The organism is Dactylosporangium roseum, assembly GCF_025264685.1.
In the GTDB taxonomy this organism is placed as follows: Bacteria; Actinomycetota; Actinomycetes; order Mycobacteriales; family Micromonosporaceae; genus Dactylosporangium; species Dactylosporangium roseum.
Map to the genome: position 1 here is coordinate 7,055,470 of NZ_CP073721.1, position 17,918 is coordinate 7,073,387.

General features: G+C 71.3%; 14 protein-coding genes. 6 read left to right on the forward strand and 8 right to left on the reverse strand.

Annotation, left to right across the window (positions count from 1 at the left end):
- Nucleotides 1-10 precede the first annotated feature (10 nt).
- A complete protein-coding gene (locus Drose_RS33115) occupies nucleotides 11-526 on the reverse strand; it encodes a PadR family transcriptional regulator (RefSeq protein WP_260725182.1) in 516 nt (171 codons plus the stop codon).
- A gap of 82 nt (nucleotides 527-608) precedes the next feature.
- Nucleotides 609-2,129 (reverse strand): serine/threonine-protein kinase, encoded by a 1,521-nt coding sequence (locus tag Drose_RS33120; RefSeq protein WP_260725183.1) that lies wholly within the window; start codon nucleotides 2,127-2,129, stop codon nucleotides 609-611.
- 253 nt (nucleotides 2,130-2,382) lie between these two features.
- Between Drose_RS33120 and Drose_RS33125 the strand changes: the two genes are divergently transcribed.
- On the forward strand, nucleotides 2,383-3,942 hold the full coding sequence (locus Drose_RS33125) for a hypothetical protein (protein ID WP_260725184.1): 1,560 nt from the start codon (nucleotides 2,383-2,385) through the stop codon (nucleotides 3,940-3,942).
- 317 nt (nucleotides 3,943-4,259) lie between these two features.
- On the opposite strand, the gene pruA is transcribed toward Drose_RS33125, so the two are convergent.
- Nucleotides 4,260-5,885 (reverse strand): L-glutamate gamma-semialdehyde dehydrogenase, encoded by a 1,626-nt coding sequence (gene pruA, locus Drose_RS33130; protein ID WP_260729900.1) that lies wholly within the window; start codon nucleotides 5,883-5,885, stop codon nucleotides 4,260-4,262.
- 90 nt (nucleotides 5,886-5,975) lie between these two features.
- Here pruA and Drose_RS33135 point away from each other — a divergent pair, with 90 nt between their 5' ends.
- Nucleotides 5,976-6,878 (forward strand): hypothetical protein, encoded by a 903-nt coding sequence (locus Drose_RS33135; protein WP_260725185.1) that lies wholly within the window; start codon nucleotides 5,976-5,978, stop codon nucleotides 6,876-6,878.
- Here the strand turns inward: Drose_RS33135 and Drose_RS33140 are convergent.
- The gene (locus tag Drose_RS33140; RefSeq protein WP_260725186.1) at nucleotides 6,867-7,370 is read right to left on the reverse strand and encodes a DUF6912 family protein; all 504 of its coding nucleotides are present in this window, start codon (nucleotides 7,368-7,370) and stop codon (nucleotides 6,867-6,869) included. The genes Drose_RS33135 and Drose_RS33140 overlap by 12 nt on opposite strands.
- An 81-nt stretch (nucleotides 7,371-7,451) precedes the next feature.
- Here Drose_RS33140 and Drose_RS33145 point away from each other — a divergent pair, with 81 nt between their 5' ends.
- Nucleotides 7,452-7,688: a helix-turn-helix domain-containing protein gene (locus Drose_RS33145; protein ID WP_260725187.1), complete on the forward strand. Its 237-nt coding sequence runs from the start codon at nucleotides 7,452-7,454 to the stop codon at nucleotides 7,686-7,688.
- Between the two features lie 109 nt (nucleotides 7,689-7,797).
- Nucleotides 7,798-8,391, forward strand: a complete 594-nt coding sequence (locus tag Drose_RS33150) for an Rv3235 family protein (RefSeq protein ID WP_260725188.1) — start codon at nucleotides 7,798-7,800, stop codon at nucleotides 8,389-8,391.
- Between the two features lie 241 nt (nucleotides 8,392-8,632).
- Here the strand turns inward: Drose_RS33150 and secA are convergent, their stop codons facing one another.
- A complete protein-coding gene (gene secA / locus Drose_RS33155; protein WP_260725189.1) occupies nucleotides 8,633-11,539 on the reverse strand; it encodes a preprotein translocase subunit SecA in 2,907 nt (968 codons plus the stop codon).
- Between the two features lie 172 nt (nucleotides 11,540-11,711).
- Here secA and Drose_RS33160 point away from each other — a divergent pair, with 172 nt between their 5' ends.
- Together Drose_RS33160 and Drose_RS33165 are read left to right on the forward strand one after the other, a co-directional pair.
- The gene (locus tag Drose_RS33160) at nucleotides 11,712-12,863 is read left to right on the forward strand and encodes a GNAT family N-acetyltransferase (protein ID WP_260725190.1); all 1,152 of its coding nucleotides are present in this window, start codon (nucleotides 11,712-11,714) and stop codon (nucleotides 12,861-12,863) included.
- Nucleotides 12,860-13,915: a GNAT family N-acetyltransferase gene (locus Drose_RS33165; protein WP_260725191.1), complete on the forward strand. Its 1,056-nt coding sequence runs from the start codon at nucleotides 12,860-12,862 to the stop codon at nucleotides 13,913-13,915. The genes Drose_RS33160 and Drose_RS33165 overlap by 4 nt, the downstream gene beginning before the upstream one ends.
- A gap of 220 nt (nucleotides 13,916-14,135) precedes the next feature.
- Here the strand turns inward: Drose_RS33165 and hpf are convergent, their stop codons facing one another.
- The 3 genes from hpf to Drose_RS33180 form a co-directional block, all read right to left on the reverse strand.
- Nucleotides 14,136-14,777 carry a ribosome hibernation-promoting factor, HPF/YfiA family gene (gene hpf, locus Drose_RS33170; RefSeq protein WP_260725192.1) on the reverse strand — a complete coding sequence of 214 codons (642 nt, stop codon included), beginning with the start codon at nucleotides 14,775-14,777 and terminating at the stop codon, nucleotides 14,136-14,138.
- A 316-nt stretch (nucleotides 14,778-15,093) separates the two neighbouring features.
- On the reverse strand, nucleotides 15,094-15,897 hold the full coding sequence (locus Drose_RS33175; protein ID WP_260725193.1) for a ComF family protein: 804 nt from the start codon (nucleotides 15,895-15,897) through the stop codon (nucleotides 15,094-15,096).
- A gap of 3 nt (nucleotides 15,898-15,900) precedes the next feature.
- Nucleotides 15,901-17,856 (reverse strand): LpqB family beta-propeller domain-containing protein, encoded by a 1,956-nt coding sequence (locus tag Drose_RS33180; RefSeq protein WP_260725194.1) that lies wholly within the window; start codon nucleotides 17,854-17,856, stop codon nucleotides 15,901-15,903.
- Nucleotides 17,857-17,918: the final 62 nt, after the last annotated feature.

A 17,918-nucleotide genomic window follows, 5' to 3' on the forward strand; every position in this document is an offset into this window, starting at 1 on the left:
TCCCCGGCGGCTATTTGCTGGGCGCGCTCTTGAGCCAGTTGAGCGCGGCCCGGTGGTAGCCGACGGCGAACTCCAGCGAGGAGGCGAAGAAGTCGTCGCCGGATTTCTTCGCCTCCCTGACCATCTCGCGGGCCTCGTTCAGGGCGGCGGTGTGCTGCTCGACGGCCTGCGCACAAACGTCCTGGAGTTGCTGGGCCGACTGCTGCGCGCCGAACGCCACCCGCAGGGCGACCGGGTTGCGCAGCGACTCACGGCCGGCGGGCTCGGAGAGCCAGCGGGCGAACGCCCGCTTGCCCGCGGGCGTGATCGCATATGGCTGACTGGAACGCGCGCCGGGCTTGCCGAGCTTGACGTAGCCGGCCTCGGCGAGTGCGGGGAGCTCACGGTAGACCTGGCTGCGCGTCATCGACCAGTAGGGACCCAGCCGACGCTGCGCGGCCGCCATCAACTGACCACCGGTCATCGGGCCCTCGTGCAGCAGGCCCAGCAGGGCCGCCGCCGTCGCGTTGACTCCAGAATCCGCCATGAGCCCTACGCTGTCATCTTTCTCGGGCGCAGTCCAGGATTTCGGCAAATCCACTGTCGACTGTCGCGCTGCGACTGTCGAGTTAGGACTTCGGGAACGTGGGCATCGACGGGAACGCGGGCATCGACGGGAAGTCCGGCAGCGGATCACCGATGCCGGGGAGGCTCCGTCCCGGCGACGGTGCGGTCGAAGGCCGCTCAGTCGGCGGCTTGCCGCCCGCGCCGGGCTCGGCCGACCCCTCCGCCGTCGGCGCGGCGGTGCTCGGCCCGGCGCTCGCCGGCGCCGCCGAGCCCTCCGGCCCGGAGGCCGACGAGGTGACGTTGACCTGGGCCGGCTCCCCGTCGCCACCCCGGCCGAGGGCGCCGGAGAGCAGCAGGCCACCGACCACGAGCAGCAGCAGGAGCGCCACGCCGCCGACGGCCGCGAGCACACGCGGCTCCGGGCGGCGCGCCGCGGCACGCTCAGTCGGCGGCCGCACCGACGGCAACTCCTGGGACTCCAGAGGTTCCTGGGGCTCTTGGGACTCCTGAGGTTCCGGAGACTGAGCAGGATTCGCGTACGACTCCGTCGGCAGATCCGCCACGCCGTGCGGCTCGGTCGGCAGTTCCTCGATCGGCACGGCCATCATCAGGTCGGCCGACGCCGACCCGGCCGCCGGGGACGTCGGGGCGGTCGGCAGCGGCACCCAGTCGACCCGCCGCACGGGCGCCTGGACCGGCGCGGTCTGCTCCGCCGACCGCTGCCAGAAGGTCACCGCCTCCGCGGCCAGCCGGGGCAGCGGCTCGAATCCGTCGAGCGCGCCCTCCGCGACACGCAACCGGCCCATGATCGCGGACGCCGCCGGGCGCATGCGCGGCTCCAGCTCCATGCACGCCTCGATGATCGGCCAGAGCGCGGCCGGCATGCCGGGCGGTGGGACCGGCACGCAGTCGGCGTGCCGGCGCAGGACGTCGTTGGGTGAGCCGCCACGGTACGGGCTGCGGCCGCAGATCAGCTCGAAGAGCACCACCCCGAGCGCGTAGACGTCGGCGGCGGGGCTGGGCGGTCCACCGGCGACGACCTCGGGCGCCACGTATTCCGGGGTGGCGTGCGTCGGACCGGCCGGCTTGTCCAGCCGCCGAGCGACACCGAAGTCGGCGAGCCGCACCGGCCCGCCGTCCTGCGGGACGAGCAGGTTGCCCGGCTTGACGTCGCCGTGGACGATCCCGTTGGCGTGAACGTACGCCAGCGCGTCGGCCACCTGCGCGACGACCTCGGCCGCCACCGCGGGCGGGAGAGGCCCGTCGGCGCGCAGGCGGCGCCGCAGGTCCGGGCCGGCGACGAGCTCCATCGCGATGGCCGTGACGCCCTGGTCGGTGATCAGGTTCTTGACCCGGATCACCGACGGGTGGTCCAGGCCGGCCAGCAGTTCCGCCTCGCCGAGGAAGCCGTCGACCAGTTCGGGCACCTCGGCCGCTTCCGGGCGGAGCAGCTTGACCGCCACCCACTCGTCGGCCAGCGTGTCGTAGGCCCGCCAGACCGCACCGATGGCGCCGCGGGCAACCTCGGACTCGAGCCGGTAGCGGTTGTCGAGAACCGCCTTCGCGCCGGTGACCGTCTTCATCGCCGTCCCTCCCCCTCCCCCGCGACGTTAGGCCCGCGTCGATGCGGCGATCGTGCCCGGCCGGCGCCTTGGCACAAAGAAGGGAGTCAGCGTAGAGCAGGGCGCACAGCCGGCCGCGCGGCTCCCACGGCTCGGGACACAACCGCGGCCCGGGACGGAGCACAGCTCGGGCGCGCCCTGCTCACCGAAGGGGTACCAGCCCGATCGCCAGCGGATTCGTTGGTCGCGGCCCTAAGCTATAGGGTCACGTGTCGTGACGAGAGGCGCACTGGTTGCCTGGCTGCGGAGTCTGGACGCCGACGAGCTCGGGGAGGTGCTGCGCCGCCGTCCGGACGCGCTGGCCCCGCCCGTGCCGGCCGATCTCACCCAGCTCGCGGCGCGGCTCTCGGCCCGGTCCGGGCTCACCGAGGTGGTGGCGAAGCTGCCGCTACCCGCCCTCCAGGTGATCGAGGCCATGGCCGCCTTCCCGGAAGGCCCGGTGCCGCTCGCCGACCTGGCCGAGCGGCTGGGCAGCGCGCCGGACGACACCGGCCTCGACGCCACGCTGCGGGTGCTGACCCAGCGGGCGCTGGTCTGGCCCGATGGCGACAGGTTGTGGGCGCCGTCCTACCTGTTGTTCGACGCGGCTGCCCGGCAGGTGCCGGACGAGCCGTTCGAGCCGGTGCCGCCCGCTCCCCCGCTGGCGCCGGCCGACCGGACGGCGGTCCGGGCCGCGGCCGGGGCCGCGGCGGCCGAGCTGCTGGACAAGGTCGCCGCGCTGCTCGACGAGGCGGCGGCACGGCCGCCGGCGCAGCACCGCGACGGCGGCGTCGCGGCCCGCGAGCTGGCCCGGCTGGGCGTCGAGCCGCTGCACGCGGACCTGGTGCTGGCGGCCGGACTGCTCGGCCCCGACCGCCTGCGCCTGCGGCCGACCACGGCCTGCGGCGACTGGCACAGCCTGCCGCCCGCCGACCAGCTCGCGCGACTCCTGGGTGCCTGGTGGTCGGGGCCGGCGCTGCGGCAGGTCGTCGTCCGGACGCTGCACGACCTGCCGCCGGACACCGCCGTGCCGGACCCGGCGGCGCTGGCGCCGCTCGTGCGCTGGACCGCCCCGCTGCCGGCCCGCCAGGCCGCGGACCTGCCGGAGGCGGTGGACGCGGTCGTCGCGGCGGCGACACTGCTGGGCGTCTGCGCGCTCGGTGCGATCAGCCCGCTCGGCCGCGCGCTCGCCGACAGCCGGCCGGTCGCCGACGTCGCCGCGAAGCTGCTGCCCGAGCCGCCGCCACCGGACGCACTGCGGGTGCGCGCCGTCGGCAGCGTGGTGCTCAGCGACGATCCGGAACTGCTCGACGACGTGGTCGCGGCGCTGCGCCTGCACCGCCTGGCGCCGACCGTGGCGAGCTCCCCGCAGTCCACTGTGGACATACTTGCCGCGCTGCGGGCGGCGGGCTACCGACCGGCGCGCGACGGCGGCGCCGTGACGGTCCGCCGCGCCCGTCCGGCGCCGGAGCGGTCGAGGTCCACAGTGGACGCGGCTGAGCTGGCGCGGCGGCTGCTCGTACCGTCGCAGCGAAACGCCACACCGCTGGAGCAGATCCGGCACAAAGCGCCCCAGCTACGACCCGAGCAGGCTCGGCTGCTGGCCGACGCGATCGAGCGCGGGACGCCGGTGCGGATCCGCTACGTCGACGCGGCCGGACGCTCGTCCGACCGCGTCATCGATCATCCGGAGCTGGCCGGATCGGTCGTGGAGGCGTGGTGCCGGCTACGCCGCGACGATCGCGCCTTCGCGCTCGACAAGATCGTCGCGGTCGCCCTTCCTCGGCCCGACTAGCCCGAGGCCGAGCGGCCAAGCGGTCATCCGTCGCCCCGGTGTCGCGCTACGGGATGGTGCCGCACAGTCGTGCGGGCGGGCGCTTGGTCGCTCGCGGTCACCGCCGACCCCGGGCGGCGCGCTCCGGGCCGTTCGATCTCATGATCATGGGAATGATCTGGCTACCGGGACAGCCGGATCTTTCCCATGATCATGAGATCGAGCCCCACGACGGCGGACCGCTCCGGGCGGCGCGCCTCGGCGGCGACATCCCGAGCCGCGCGCCCGAATTATTGATCTTGTCCGGGGCTGCCGGGCCTGGCTCGCGGCTTTGTGAACTAGGCCATGTGCGGGTAGCGGTGGTCGGTCGGCGGCACGAAGGTCTCCTTGATCGTGCGCGGCGAGGTCCACCGCAGGAGGTTGTGCCACGAGCCGGCCTTGTCGTTCGTGCCGGAGGCCCGACCACCGCCGAACGGCTGCTGCCCGACGACCGCGCCGGTCGGCTTGTCGTTGACGTAGAAGTTGCCGGCCGCGAACCGCAGGAGGTGCGACGCGCGGTCGATGACCTGCCGGTCGGTGGCGAACACGGAGCCGGTGAGCGCATACGGCGCCACGGACTCGGCCTGTGCCACGACGGCGTCGAAGTCGGCGTCGGGGTAGACGTGGACGGCGAGGATCGGGCCGAAGTACTCGGTCGTGAACACCTCGTGCGCCGGGTCGGTGCACTCGACGACGGTCGGGCGGACGAAGAAGCCCTCACTGTCGTCGGTGGTGCCGCCGGCGACGACCGTGCACGACGGGGAGTTCTTGATCCGGTCGAGCGCGGCGGCGTGCCGCTCGAAGGCGCGCCGGTCGATGACGGCCCCGCCGAAGTTGCCGAAGTCGGTCACGTCGCCGTACGCGAGCGAATCCGCCGTCGACGTCAGGTGGTCCTTCACCGTCTTCCACAGGCTGCTCGGCACGTATGCCCGCGAGGCCGCCGAACACTTCTGGCCCTGGTACTCGAAGGCGCCGCGCACGAGCGCGGTGACGAGCGCCCGCGGGTCGGCGGAGGCGTGCGCGACGACGAAGTCCTTGCCGCCCGTCTCGCCGACGATCCGCGGGTACGACCGGTAGTGCTCGAGGTTTTCCGCGACGGCCTTGTTCAGCGTGCGGAAGACCGCGGTCGAACCGGTGAAGTGGATGCCGGCGAGGTCCGGGTCACGCAGCGCGACCTCGGAGACGGCGAGCCCGTCGCCGGTAACCATGTTGATCACGCCGGGTGGCAGGCCGGCCGCCTCGAACAGCCGCATGGTGAAGTGCGCCGCGAACTGCTGCGTCGGCGAGGGCTTCCACACCACCGTGTTGCCCATCAACGCCGGGGCGGACGGCAGGTTGCCGGCGATCGCGGTGAAGTTGAACGGGGTGATCGCGTAGACGAAGCCCTCCAGCGGGCGGTGGTCGAACCGGTTCCACACGCCGGCGGACGACGCGGGCTGCTCCGCCAGGATCCTCTCCGCGAAGTGCGCGTTGAACCGCAGGAAGTCGATCAGCTCGCAGGCCGAGTCGATCTCCGCCTGGATCGCGGTCTTCGACTGGCCGAGCATGGTCGCCGCGTTGAGGGTGTCACGCCACGGGCCGGAGAGCAGCTCGGCAGCGCGCAGGAAGATCGCCGCCCGCTCCGCGAACGGCAGGTCGCGCCAGGCCGGGGCCGCGCTCTTGGCGGCGGCGACGGCCCGGGCGGCGTCGTCGGTCGTGGCGTTGTGAGTGACGCCGAGCACATGGCTGTGGCGGTGCGGCTGCACGACGTCGATCGGCGCGCCGGAGGCCATCCGCTCCTCGCCGCCGATGGTCATCGAGAGTTCGAGTTTCTCGCCGGCCAGCTCGGTCAGCCGGCGCTGGAGTGCGGCCCGCTCGGGCGTGCCGGGGGCATAACCGTGGACCGGCTCGTTCTTCGGCGCGGGCACGGCGGACAGGCCATCCATGAGGGTCTCCCATGTCGTCATCGGCTTGGGTATCTCTCATCCTCGCACGCCTGCCAGGCGCTGTCGGTGGCTCGCGTACTCTCCTTGTTCGTGGGTGTGAAGCGTGCTGAGACGGTCGAACCGGTCGAGGACCCGGTCGACGAGTGGCGGCCGTCCGGCGCCGTGCTCGTGGCCGGGCTGGGCCTCCTGCTCCTTCTGCTCACCCTCTATTCGGCCTACGGCGTCCTCGCCGACGCCGCCGGTGACTTCATGGCCACGACGTTGGCGGCACTGGTGCTGCCGACCATCCTCGTGGCGACGATTCTCACCGGCGTGGCGACCGGTGTCGTGGCGGTCGGCCGTTTCGCGAACGTGGACAGGATCCGGTCCCGGCTGCTCTTCGGAGCACTCGGCGGCCTGCCGGTCGGGCTGCTGGCGATGGGCGGGACGGTCGCGGCATACCACAGAGGACCCGCCATCCCGTATGTCGCCGTGGTCGTCGCGCTGACCGGGGTGCTCGGTGGCGCGGTCGCCGCGATCCGTCCGGTCAGCGCCGCCGCCGCGGGCGCGGCGGGCGGGGTGGCGGTCACGGCGATCGGCCTGATCGTCGCGTACTTCCAGAACGACCTGACCGACTTCTTCGGCAACCAGGAGACCGTCGGCACGATGGCCATCGCGTCGGCCCGCCTCGAGCTGACCACGTCGATCGTCAGCGGGGTCCTCGGCGGACTGGTCACCTATGTCTACCTGCGCCGCACCGGGGTGACGCTGCCCTGGCCGGCCTACCTGCTGGCGGGCGCCGTCCCGGGCCTGCTCACGCTCGCCGCGACCCTGCTGGGCTGGATCGGCCGCCTGCCGCTCGTCGACTTCGTCCGGGATCGCAGCGCCTTCGACGCGCAGATCATCGCCGGCCGTCTGCCCGAGCAGATCAACCACGGCATGATCGTGCTCTTCGCGGGCGCCTTCACGGCGATGATCGCGGTCGGCCGGACGCTGCGCCGGTCAGCCCAATAGCTGGTCGAGCTCGGACGGGTCGTACCACTCCAGCTCGTGGTCCTCGGCGCCGTCCACGGTGAACTGCGAGTCGGGGTCACCGGCCTCGGCCTCCTCGACGACGTCGGCCGCCGCGGCCACGTCGGCCTCGGCGTCGGCGCCGTCCACGTGGATCGCCGCGACGGTCCGCAGCGGCACCTTGCCGCTGACGTCGACCTGGCTGGAGCCGAGTTCGAGGCTGGACATCCTCAGCGCCGAAGCCGGCAGGTCGACCGAGACCACAATCCGCCGCCTGGGCGCCTTGGGGTCGTGGCGGAGCAGCCGCAGGGCGGCCTGGGCGGCACGAGTGAAGGCGACGTATTCGAGCTCCTCCTCGTCGCCCTCCGCATACCACTCGCGCAGTGCCGGGGTGACGGCGTGCGCCTCGCCCGGCGGCAGCTCGCCACTGTCCCGCAGCATGGCGAGCTGGGCGAGGGTCGCCGGGAGGTACACACGCGTCAGGTCCGTCGTCACGCCCCCTGTCCTACACCCTGAGGGCCCACCTTGTCAGGTCGTCGCAACCAGCAGGAGGCCAACGATGGCAAACTGAGGCTCATGGAGCCGCGATTCCTGCTCATGGCCGACGTCGCCGAGCAGTTGAACGTGTCGACCTCGCAGGTCTACCACATGGTCCGCAGCGGGGAGTTGCCCGCGATCAAGATCGGCGGCCGGGGCCAGTGGCGGATCGAGCGCAGCAAGCTCGAGGAGTACATCGAGCGGAAGTACGCCGAGACGGCCGAGTGGGTGCGCACCAACCCTCTGGTGGAGCGCGACGAGGACGAGCCCGCCTGAAACGACGAATCGGTGCATTGGGTGCACCCGCCTTGACCCTGGGTCGTATGGCCATCTACAAACGTGAGGAGGCAATCGAAAGCAAACGCAAGGATTCGGGGGTCCTGCAATGACGACGACGATCGCCGCGAAACGTCCTCGGCGCCGCCCGCGCACCGTCTACGCGCCTTCCGCGGTCGTCCTCCGGCCCGTGCCACCGCTCGACCCGCCCTGCGAGGAGTCGGTCGTCCGGCTGCCGACCCAGCCACCGTCGGACATGGACCTGCTCCCGGTCGACTGGCCCGGCTCCCCGGCCCCGCCCCGCCCGGCTGCGCCCCGCCGAGCGCACGACCCGACGCTGTCGAGCGCACACACCGCCGCCCAGCGCTTCGTCGGCCTGTGCGTGGAGATCCTCAACGGCTACCGCCCGGCGGCCCAGCTCCGCCCGCTCACCCACCCGCAGCGCTTCACGGACATCTCCGACCAACTGCTCCGCCGCACCGTCCGGATCCGCATGACCCCGGGCCAGGCCGCCCGCCACGGCCGGCTCGTCCGGGTCCGCCGCCTGCTGCTCTGCCAGCCCGTCCCCGGCATCGCCGAGGCCGCGGTGGTCCTCGAGCAGGGCGAGGCGACGTGGGCGATGGCCATACGCCTGGAGCATCAGCGCGGCCCGCAGTCCAGCGCCATGCTCGGCTGGCGCTGCACGGTGCTCCAGGTCGTCTGAAGGCTCCGGTGTGTCCGCTGTGGAGGGGCGGCGGGCACACCGGACTCCACGCACCGGACCGTCCCGGCACGGGGCAGGGCGGCCCGGCCGCATCCGGCGCGGTGGCCCTTCACCGATCGAGGGAAACTTCGCGTCGTCGGGACGACCAACAGTTTCCCTCGATCATGGCTCGACCCGGCCGGCACAGCGCGACGCCCGCCTGGACCGGCCAGGCGGGCGTCGCGACAGGAAGGCGTGGCTGCTACGCGGGGCCGCCCGGGGCACCGTGGCAACGCTTGTACTTCTTCCCCGAGCCGCACGGGCACGGGGCGTTACGCGACGGGCCGTTGCTCGACACCGCCTGGCCGGGCGACGGCTTGCGGCCACCGGACGGCACCGGCGGGCCGGAGCGGCGACCGCCGTCGCCGGACGGTGCCGGTGAGGGCCGCTCCCCGCCGATGCCCAGCGCCGGAGCCCGCTCCTGCTCGATCACCACGCCCGCCTCGCCGTCGACGGTGGGGGACGAATACTGCAGCGCGCGCGGCATGCGGTTGCCGCCCAGGCCCTTCGCCCGGATCTCCACGTGCGAGTCCGGCAGCGGCACGACAGGCTGCTCGCCGTCGACCAGCGCCTCGATCACCTCGGCCTCGGCAGGCGCGGGCGCCTCCTCGACGTGGACCTCGAGGTTGAAGAGGAAGCCGACCGCCTCCTCCTTGATGCCCTCCTGCATCTGCTGGAACATGTCGAAGCCCTCGCGCTGGTACTCGACCACCGGGTCGCGCTGCGCATAGGCCCGCAGGGTGATGCCTTCCTGGAGGTAGTCCATCTCGTAGAGGTGCTCGCGCCACTTGCGGTCGATGACGTTGAGCAGCACCTGCCGCTCAAGCTCGCGGACCGCCTCGACGCCGAGTTCCTCCTCGCGCCGGTCGTACGCCTTGTGCGCGTCCTCGATCAGTTGGACCTTGAGGAACTCGGGGTCGATCGTGCCTCCGGCCTCCTCCTCCAGGTCCTCGATGGTCACGCCCACCGGGTAGAGCTGCTTGAGGTTCGTCCAGAGCTGCTCCAGGTCCCAGTCCTCGGACGTCTCGCCGGTGGCCGTCGCACCCTCGACGTAGGCACCGACGACGCCGTCGATCATGTTGCGGACCTGCTCGCTCAGGTCCTCCCCGTCGAGGACCCGCTTGCGCTCGGCGTAAATGACCTTGCGCTGCTTGTTGAGCACCTCGTCGTACTTCAGGACGTTCTTGCGGATCTCCGCGTTTTGCGCCTCGATCTGGGTCTGCGCGCTCTTGATCTGGCGCGTGACCATCTTCGACTCGATCGGCACGTCCTCGGGGATGTTGAACCGGTCCATGACCGCCTCGACCGCGCTGGCGCGGAAGCGGCGCATGAGCTCGTCCTGCAACGACAGGTAGAACCGCGACTCGCCCGGATCGCCCTGCCGGCCGGAGCGGCCGCGTAGCTGGTTGTCGATCCGGCGGGACTCGTGCCGCTCGGTGCCCAGCACGTACAGACCGCCGGCGTCGACGACCTCGTCGGACTCTTCCTCGCAGAGCTTCTCCCAGCGGGGCAGGACGTCCTCGAACGCCACCACGTATTCGTCCGGGGTCTCCTCTTCGGTGAGCCCGCGCTGACGCAGCTCGGCGTTGGCCAGGTATTCGGCGTTGCCGCCGAGCAGGATGTCGGTGCCACGACCGGCCATGTTGGTGGCGACGGTGACGGCGCCCTTGCGACCCGCCTGCGCGACGATCTCGGCCTCTTTGGCGTGGAACTTCGCGTTGAGCACCGCGTGCGGGACACCCCGCTTGCGCAGGAGCTGGGAGAGCAGCTCGGACTTCTCGACGGAGACCGTGCCGACCAGGATCGGCTGGCCGAGGGCGTGCCGCTCGACGATGTCGTCGACGACGGCGTTGTACTTCGCCTTCTCCGTCTTGTAGATCACGTCGGGGTGGTCGACCCGGATCATCGAGCGGTGCGTCGGGATGGAGACGACGCCGACGTTGTACACCTTGTTGAACTCGGCGGCCTCCGTCTGCGCCGTGCCGGTCATGCCCGACAGCTTGGCGTAGAGGCGGAAGAAGTTCTGCAGCGTGATCGAGGCGAGGGTCTGGTTCTCCTGCTTGATCTCCACGCCCTCTTTGGCCTCGATGGCCTGGTGCATGCCTTCGTTGTACCGCCGGCCGTGCAGGATGCGGCCGGTGAACTCGTCGACGATGAGGACCTCGCCGTCGTTGACGACGTAGTCCTTGTCGAGCTTGTACAGCTCCTTGGCCTTGATGGCGTTGTTCAGGTAGCCGACCAGCGGGGTGTTGACCGACTCGTAGAGGTTGTCGATGCCGAGCTGGTCCTCGACCTTGGCGACACCGCGCTCGGTGACCGAGATGGTGCGCTTGGACTCGTCGACCTCGTAGTCGCCCGAGCCGTCCGTGCCGCGCTGCAGGCGCTTCACCACGCGGGCGAACTCCTGGTACCACCGGGCGGACTGCTCGGCCGGGCCGGCGATGATCAACGGGGTCCGCGCCTCGTCGATGAGGATCGAGTCGACCTCGTCGACGATGGCGAAGTTGTGGCCGCGCTGGACGAGCTCGTCCTTGGACCACGCCATGTTGTCGCGCAGGTAGTCGAAGCCGAACTCGTTGTTCGTGCCGTAGGTGATGTCGCAGTCGTAGGCGGCCTTGTGCGCCGAGGACGGCTGGTTGGGTAGCACGGTGCCAACGGTCAGGCCGAGGAAGCGGTGGACGCGGCCCATCCACTCCGCATCGCGCTGAGCCAGGTAGTCGTTGGTGGTGACGACGTGGACGCCTTTGCCGGCGAGCGCATTCAGATAAGCCGGGAGCACACAGGTAAGGGTCTTGCCCTCACCGGTCTTCATCTCGGCGATGTTGCCGTAGTGCAGGGCGGCACCGCCCATGACCTGAACGTCGTAGTGCCGCTGGCCGAGCACCCGGGAGGCGGCCTCGCGCGCGACCGCGAACGCCTCCGGCAGGATGTCGTCCAGCGCCTGCCCGTCGGCGAGCCGTTCCTTGAACTGGTCGGTCATGCCGCGCAGCTCTTCGTCGGTCAGGTCGGCGAACTCGTCCTCCAGCGAGTTGACGGCGTCGGCCACGGCCTTCAACCGCCGCACCATCCGGCCTTCGCCGGCGCGGAGGATCTTCTCGAAAATCGACACGGGTCAGCGCTCCCTCAAACGTCTGCGACCCATCGTAGGCGGCTTTCCGACCGAACCGCCGCCCCTGCCCACCCACTCTACGGACAGTAAGCGACATATCGGTACAAATCACCCGACGTACCGTAGAAATATCCGTCTCCAGACGGCGACCTTTCCGGCAGGATCGGCGGTCATGGAGCCGATCGAACTCACCACCGGCGACGGGCTCGTCCTGCGCGCCTGGCAGGCCGAGGACGCGGAGGACGTCTTCCGCGCCTGCCAGGATCCCCTGATCCAGCGCTGGGCCATGGTCCCCGTCCCCTACCTGTACGAACACGCCGTCGACTTCGTCGGCGCGGGATCGCAGGCCGGCTGGGCCGCGGGGACCGCCGCGCCGCTCGGGGTGTTCGACGCTCGCACGGGTGAACTCCTCGGCTCCGCCGGGCTCGTCACCCTCGACCTGTCCCATCGCCACGCGGAGCTGGGCACGTGGAGCGCTCCCTGGGCGCGGGGCCGCCGGGTCGCCGAGCGGGCCGGGCGGGCGGTGGCGCACTGGGCGTTCGAGTTACTCGGGCTGCGCCGGCTGGTCTGGCGGGCGGAGGTCGGCAACCATGCCTCCCGGCTGACCGCGGAGCGGATCGGTTTCACGTTCGACGGAGTCGTACGAGCTGGGCTTCCGTCGCGCAACGGCGGCTTCGTCGACGGCTGGCACGGCGTGCTGCTGCCCGGCGAGGTCTGCGACACGCCGCCGGCGTGGGTCACGCCGGGCGGCCCCGGCACGCTGCGCGCCCGCGCGTTCAGCCACCCGCCGGAGCGCCTCCCCGCCGGCCCCGGCACGCTGCGGCAACTGCGCGAGAGCGACCTCATCGACGTGGTCGAGACGTTCCGCGACGCCGAGTCGGTCGCCTGGACGTCGATCCCGCTGGACTACGGCCCGGACCGGGCCCTCGCGTTCATCCGGCACGGATACCCCGACGGCTGGCTGCGCGGCACCGGGGCCGGGTTTTCCATGGCCGACGCCGACGACCGGTTCGCCGGCACGATCGACCTGCGGATCAGCCCGGTCGACCCGGTCACGGCCGAGATCGGGTTCACCGCGGCGCCGTGGGTCCGCGGCAAGGGGTACACCACCGAGGCCGCCCGCGCGATCTGCGCCTTCGGCTTCGACAAGCTCGCCCTGGGCCGGATCGTCTGGCGCGCGCACGTCGGCAACGCCGGCTCGCGACGCGTCGCGGAGAAAGTGGGTTTCGTGATCGAGGGCGTCCAGCGCGACGGTTGTGAGCAGCGCGGCGAGCGCCTCGACGGCTGGGTCGCGACCCTGCTGGCGAAGGACCTCGTGCGATGAGCGGGATCAGCCTGCGCCCGTGGCGCGCGGACGATGCCGACGCTGTCGCCGAGGCCTGCAACGACCCCCTGATCCAGCGGTACCTGCCGATGTTGCCCAGCCCGTACACACGGGACGACGCCCTCGCCTTCTTCGAGCGCGGCGACCGCTCCCGGGCCGTCGTCGACGCGGCGACCGGCCAGGTGCTCGGCTCCATCGGATACACGCCACGCAAGGAGGGCACGGCGGAGGCCGGCTACTGGGTGGCACCGGGCGCCCGTCGCCGGCGGGTGGCCACGACAGCGCTGGAGCTGCTCAGCGCGGAGCTTTTCGGCGACGGGACGCACCGGTTGTACCTCACGACGGCGCTGACGAACGGCGCCAGTCAGCGGGTGGCGGTCGCGGCGGGGTTCACGCGCGAAGGCGTCGAGCGCGGCGCCGCCCGGACGCGGGACGGCGGTTGGCAGGACGTGGTCGTCTGGTCGCGGATCGCCGGTGACCTGGCCGGGCCGAGCCGCCGGCTGCTGCCCGACTTCCCCGGCGGCGAGCTGACCGACGGCATGATCGTCCTGCGACCGCTGACCGCCGAGGACGGCGACGACACGTACGACATGCGCATCCTCCCCGACGTGAGCGCGAGGTCCGTGGTGGGCACGCCGGCGGACCCGGAGCTCGTGCGCCGGCAGTGCGCCGAGTCGGTGTCGAAGTGGATCGCAGGGCAGCGTGCGGAGTGCACCATCCGCCGGGCCGACGACAACGCGTACCTCGGCGAGATCGCGCTCTACTACGCGGAACCCGCCATCCAGGAAGCGATAATCGGCTACAGCCTGTCGCCCGTGGCCCGCGGCCAGGGATACGCGTCGCGTGCGGCCGCACTGTTGACCGACTGGGGCTTCAGCGTCGGCGTGGCCCGCATGATCGCGGGGACGGCGCGGGACAACATCGCCTCGCAGCGCGTGCTGGAGCGGGCCGGTTACACACGGGAAGGGATCCAGCCCGGCAAGCTGCCCGGTCCGGACGGGACGCGTATCGACAACGTCGCGTTCGCCAAACTGCGCCCGGCGGCCACCTGAGTGTCACGTGACGTTGCCATGGGTCCTCTGAGATTGGGCCCATGCGTCGATGTGCGGTGTGTCCGGCATTGGGGGTGGCGGCCGGGCTCCCGCAACGCGCTTGTATGCCGTCGTGCGGCGCTGCCTACGGGCGCTGCGCGGCGGCTGCTCGCCTGTGCCTCGCGGCGCCTCGGTGGTGCGGAAGGCGGGCCCTGGCATCGGGCCCGCCTTCGTCACTGCTCTACATCCCTAGGCTCATGACGCCGTAGTCGAATGCCCGGCGGCGGTACACCACGCTGGGACGGCCCGATTCCTTGTCGTTGAACAGGTAGAAGTCGTGACCGAGCAGCTCCATGTGGAACAGTGCGTCGTCGACCGTCATCGGCTCACCGGGATGCTCCTTCTCCCGGACGATGTGCCACGGCTGGTCATCGGGCTCTTCGATCAATTCGAAGCCGCCGGCTTCGGTCGCCGCGGTCTCGGCCGGATTGCCGGCCGGTGCGGCTGAATACCGCTCGGGTGGTGTGAATGCGAGTGACGCGGTCGCCGCGGCGACGGAGACCGGTGCTCGCCGGCCCCGATGGACACGTCTACGGTCAGCGGCGCGGCTGAGCCGGCTGTCCAGTTTGCTGATCGCGGTGTCCAATGCGCTGTAGAAGTCTCCGGCACAGGCCTCCGCACGGATCACCGGACCACGCGAGTAGCACGTGATCTCGACACGCTGGCAATGGTCCGACTGGCGCGGATTGCGCTCGTGAAACAACTCGACGTCGACGCGGATGAGCTTGTGGTCGTATCGCTCGACCTTCTGCAGCTTGTCAGCGACATGCTGCCGGTAGTGGTCGGGCACCTCGACGTTGAGGCCCTTGACGACGATGTCCACTCCTGACCTCCCCCACGGGTCTTTCTCAAAAAAACGGGTTCGGGTTTGGGTTTATGTCTGGACTGCTCGGCCGGAAACGCGCCTCCCCAGAGGCTGAGCCCACGCGGCACGCGACCGAAACTGCGGGTGTCAGCATCCTCCCTTCGTGGCATGGCCACTCAGAGCGTTGGTCGTCTCTCGAAGTTAAACCGAGGACCGCCGCTAGTCACCCCCGGTTCACAAGAACAAGGGTCTCAAGTCCTGAAACCCTCCTCCGGGACTACCCCACGTCGCCCTCGGCGTAACGTTCTGTACATATCAGGACGAACCAGGTCCTTCACCGCCGACGTTGTGTAGCGGCCAGCACCGCGGTTCGTTCCACCGGGATACCCGCTTCACGGAGGTTTGCAACAGCCGCAACAAGCGTCACACCGGTCGTGACGATGTCGTCGACAAGGACCACCGTCGGTCGGCCGCTCACCGACCGGACGGTCGTCGCTCGCTTGGCAAACGACCGGACGGCCGCCTTTCGCACGGCCCCGGCCCGGCCATCGGCGGCTCCCACCGCGCCTTGCCCGGCCGCCGAGCCGACGGCCTCCCGCAATCTCGCCGCTTCGCCCCTTCTGACGGCGAACGCACTCCCGGCCGCCGCCGCCCGCTCCGCGGCCGTCAACTCGGCCGAGTCCCCCGCTTTCGGCAGCGCCCGGAGCGGGACCGCCACGGCCGCTCCGGGCAGCACCTTCGCGGCGGCCTTGGCCAGCCGCAGGATGTGGTCGCCGTACCGCCGACGCGCGGCGGCCGCGGTAGCGGGCACGGGAACGAGGACGACCGGCCCGCGCGGCCCTCTCCCACTGGACAGCGAGCGCATCACCACGGCGGCCAGGGCCTCGCCGAGCACGCCGGTCAGCTCGTGCCGGCGCTCCTCCTTGTACTGCAGGAGCGCCCGCCGCAACGACCCCGCGTACGCACCCAGCGCGTATGTCGGCGGCAGGCCCGCCGGCTCGGGATCGGGCCGTGTCCGCTGCGGCACCGTCGCGCGGAACGCCGCCCGGCACGGCCCGCACAGCGGCCCCGCCGACGGTTGCTCACACCCAGCGCAGGCCGCCGGCAGGACCAGGTCGACAAGATCAGCGAGGAACACGACTCAGTCCGCGTAGAAGGGTGCCTTCGCCGGCGGCAACTGCTGCGGCCCGGTCGGGGAGGCGGACGGCTGCGGCCCTATGAGCTGGAGCGGCCCGATGTCCTGGCTGTACACGTTGTGCGCGACCCCGTTCGACTCGAACATGATCAGCACGCCGCCCTGCTGCCCCGACGGGCTGGCGATACGAACCGACATCTGGGTGATCACGCTCTGCGCGGTGGCGTTGCGGTCACGCTCCGGCAACGGCTTCTCCGCCGTGCTGTCGACCGTGATCGACACCAGCGAATAGGCGTCGCCGGCCAGCGCCGCCGGGTTCCGCGTGCCGCCGACGGCCAGGCTGGTCTCGGTGAGCCAGCCGACCGCGCGGTTCTCGCCGAGCGAGGTGTAGACCTTCCGGTACGTGCCCAGACCGGTCAGCTTGCCGTTGTCGAACAGCAACGACGCGACGTTCACCGCGCCGTTGGAGATGAAGGCGATTCGCCGCCCGTCCGGTGCGACCGCGAGCGACGAAATACCGCTGGTCGGCGCATCCCCCTGCGGGCCGCTCACCTTCTCGACCCTGGCCGGCGCGGAGGCGGTGGGCGGGGTGACCGCCCAGAGCGCCATACCGTCGGAAACCAGGAATAGCTGAGCGGGCCGTTCGATCCACACCGGGCGGGTCAGCTTCGCACCGCTCACGCCCACCGGGAGGTATTTCGACGGGTTCGTCGTGGCGGCGTCGGCGGCGCTGACGTACAGCGTCTGTTTCCCTCGCGGGTCGGGCTGCCGGACCAGGGCGGCGTGGGTCTTCGAGCGGTTGATGGCGGCCGAGACGACCCACGTGTTGTCGCCGCCTTGAGCGAAGATCGTCGGTGTACTACCACTGCTGAGGTCAACCGGACGGGCCACGCCGTCGACGATGCAGAACCGCTCGGGGCTGATCTCGGCCCCGGCCTCGACGGCGGCGTTGTCGCCCTCGAACCCGTCCGAGTGGATGCCCCGCTCCTTGTTCTCGATCGTCAGGGTCACCCGCGGATGCGCCTCGAGCGACCAGCGGATCTGGTTGGCCGCCCGGCGCAGCTCGTCCTCCTTGCCGATCGCCTTGAAGCCCAGGTTGATCGTCACCGCGTCGCGGGTCACGACCGGGATGTCCTTGATGTCGACGTCGGCGGCCAGGCCTTCCGCGACGGGCTGGACGAGATCCGACGGTCTGGCCAGCCACGACAGCACCTGGGCGACGCGCTGGGCCCGGAGCAGCAGCTTCGACATGTACCGCAGGTCGGGCACCAGCTTCTTCCGGCTGTCGACGCCGGTCTCCCAGAAGTAGATCGGCTGTTGCAGGTACCACTCGTCGAGTGCCCAGTCGCTCAGCAGCATCGTGTCCTTCGGCGCGTCCTCGATCATCAGTGGGCCGCCGACGCTCACCACCTTGAAGTTCCAGACACTCGGTTGGCCCCGGTCCTGCGTCGGTTCCTGGTTGAGGACGCCGCGCTCGTCGAGCGTGCCGATCAACTGGCCCTCGACGGAGACGGTCCAGGTGCCGGCCTCCTTGCCCAACTCCTCCGAGATCCTCGCGACCTTGACGACCTGTAGCTTCTGGCCGGGCAACCACCGTGTGCTACCGGACTGCGTCAAGAAGGTCCGCATGCGCTTCTGTGTCTCGGTGCGGGCCTCTTCGGGGTCGGCCCCGGCGCCGTTGCCGCCGACCGAAGACGCCAGGAACCGGGTGACGAGGTCCGATGCTGTAGCGGCGCCCTCCCTGGTCGGCGGCTGCTCGACACGGTCGGGGGTGGCGTTGGCGGTGGCCGCCGGACCGAGATACCTCGGCTCGGTCCGCCCGGGCAGCCCGCACCCGCCGAGGAGCAGCGCCACGAGAGCGACCGTCGCGGCCGCCGTCCTCCGGTCGCGTGTCCTGCCGCCGGGTCGGCCGTTGCCGCCGCTCCCCGGGCTGGTGAGCCGCGGCTTCCGCGGGCCGGTCACCGCTCCTGTCCGCCGCGCGAGACCCCGGCCCCCGAGACCCTGATCGGCGGCGGATTCGTTCG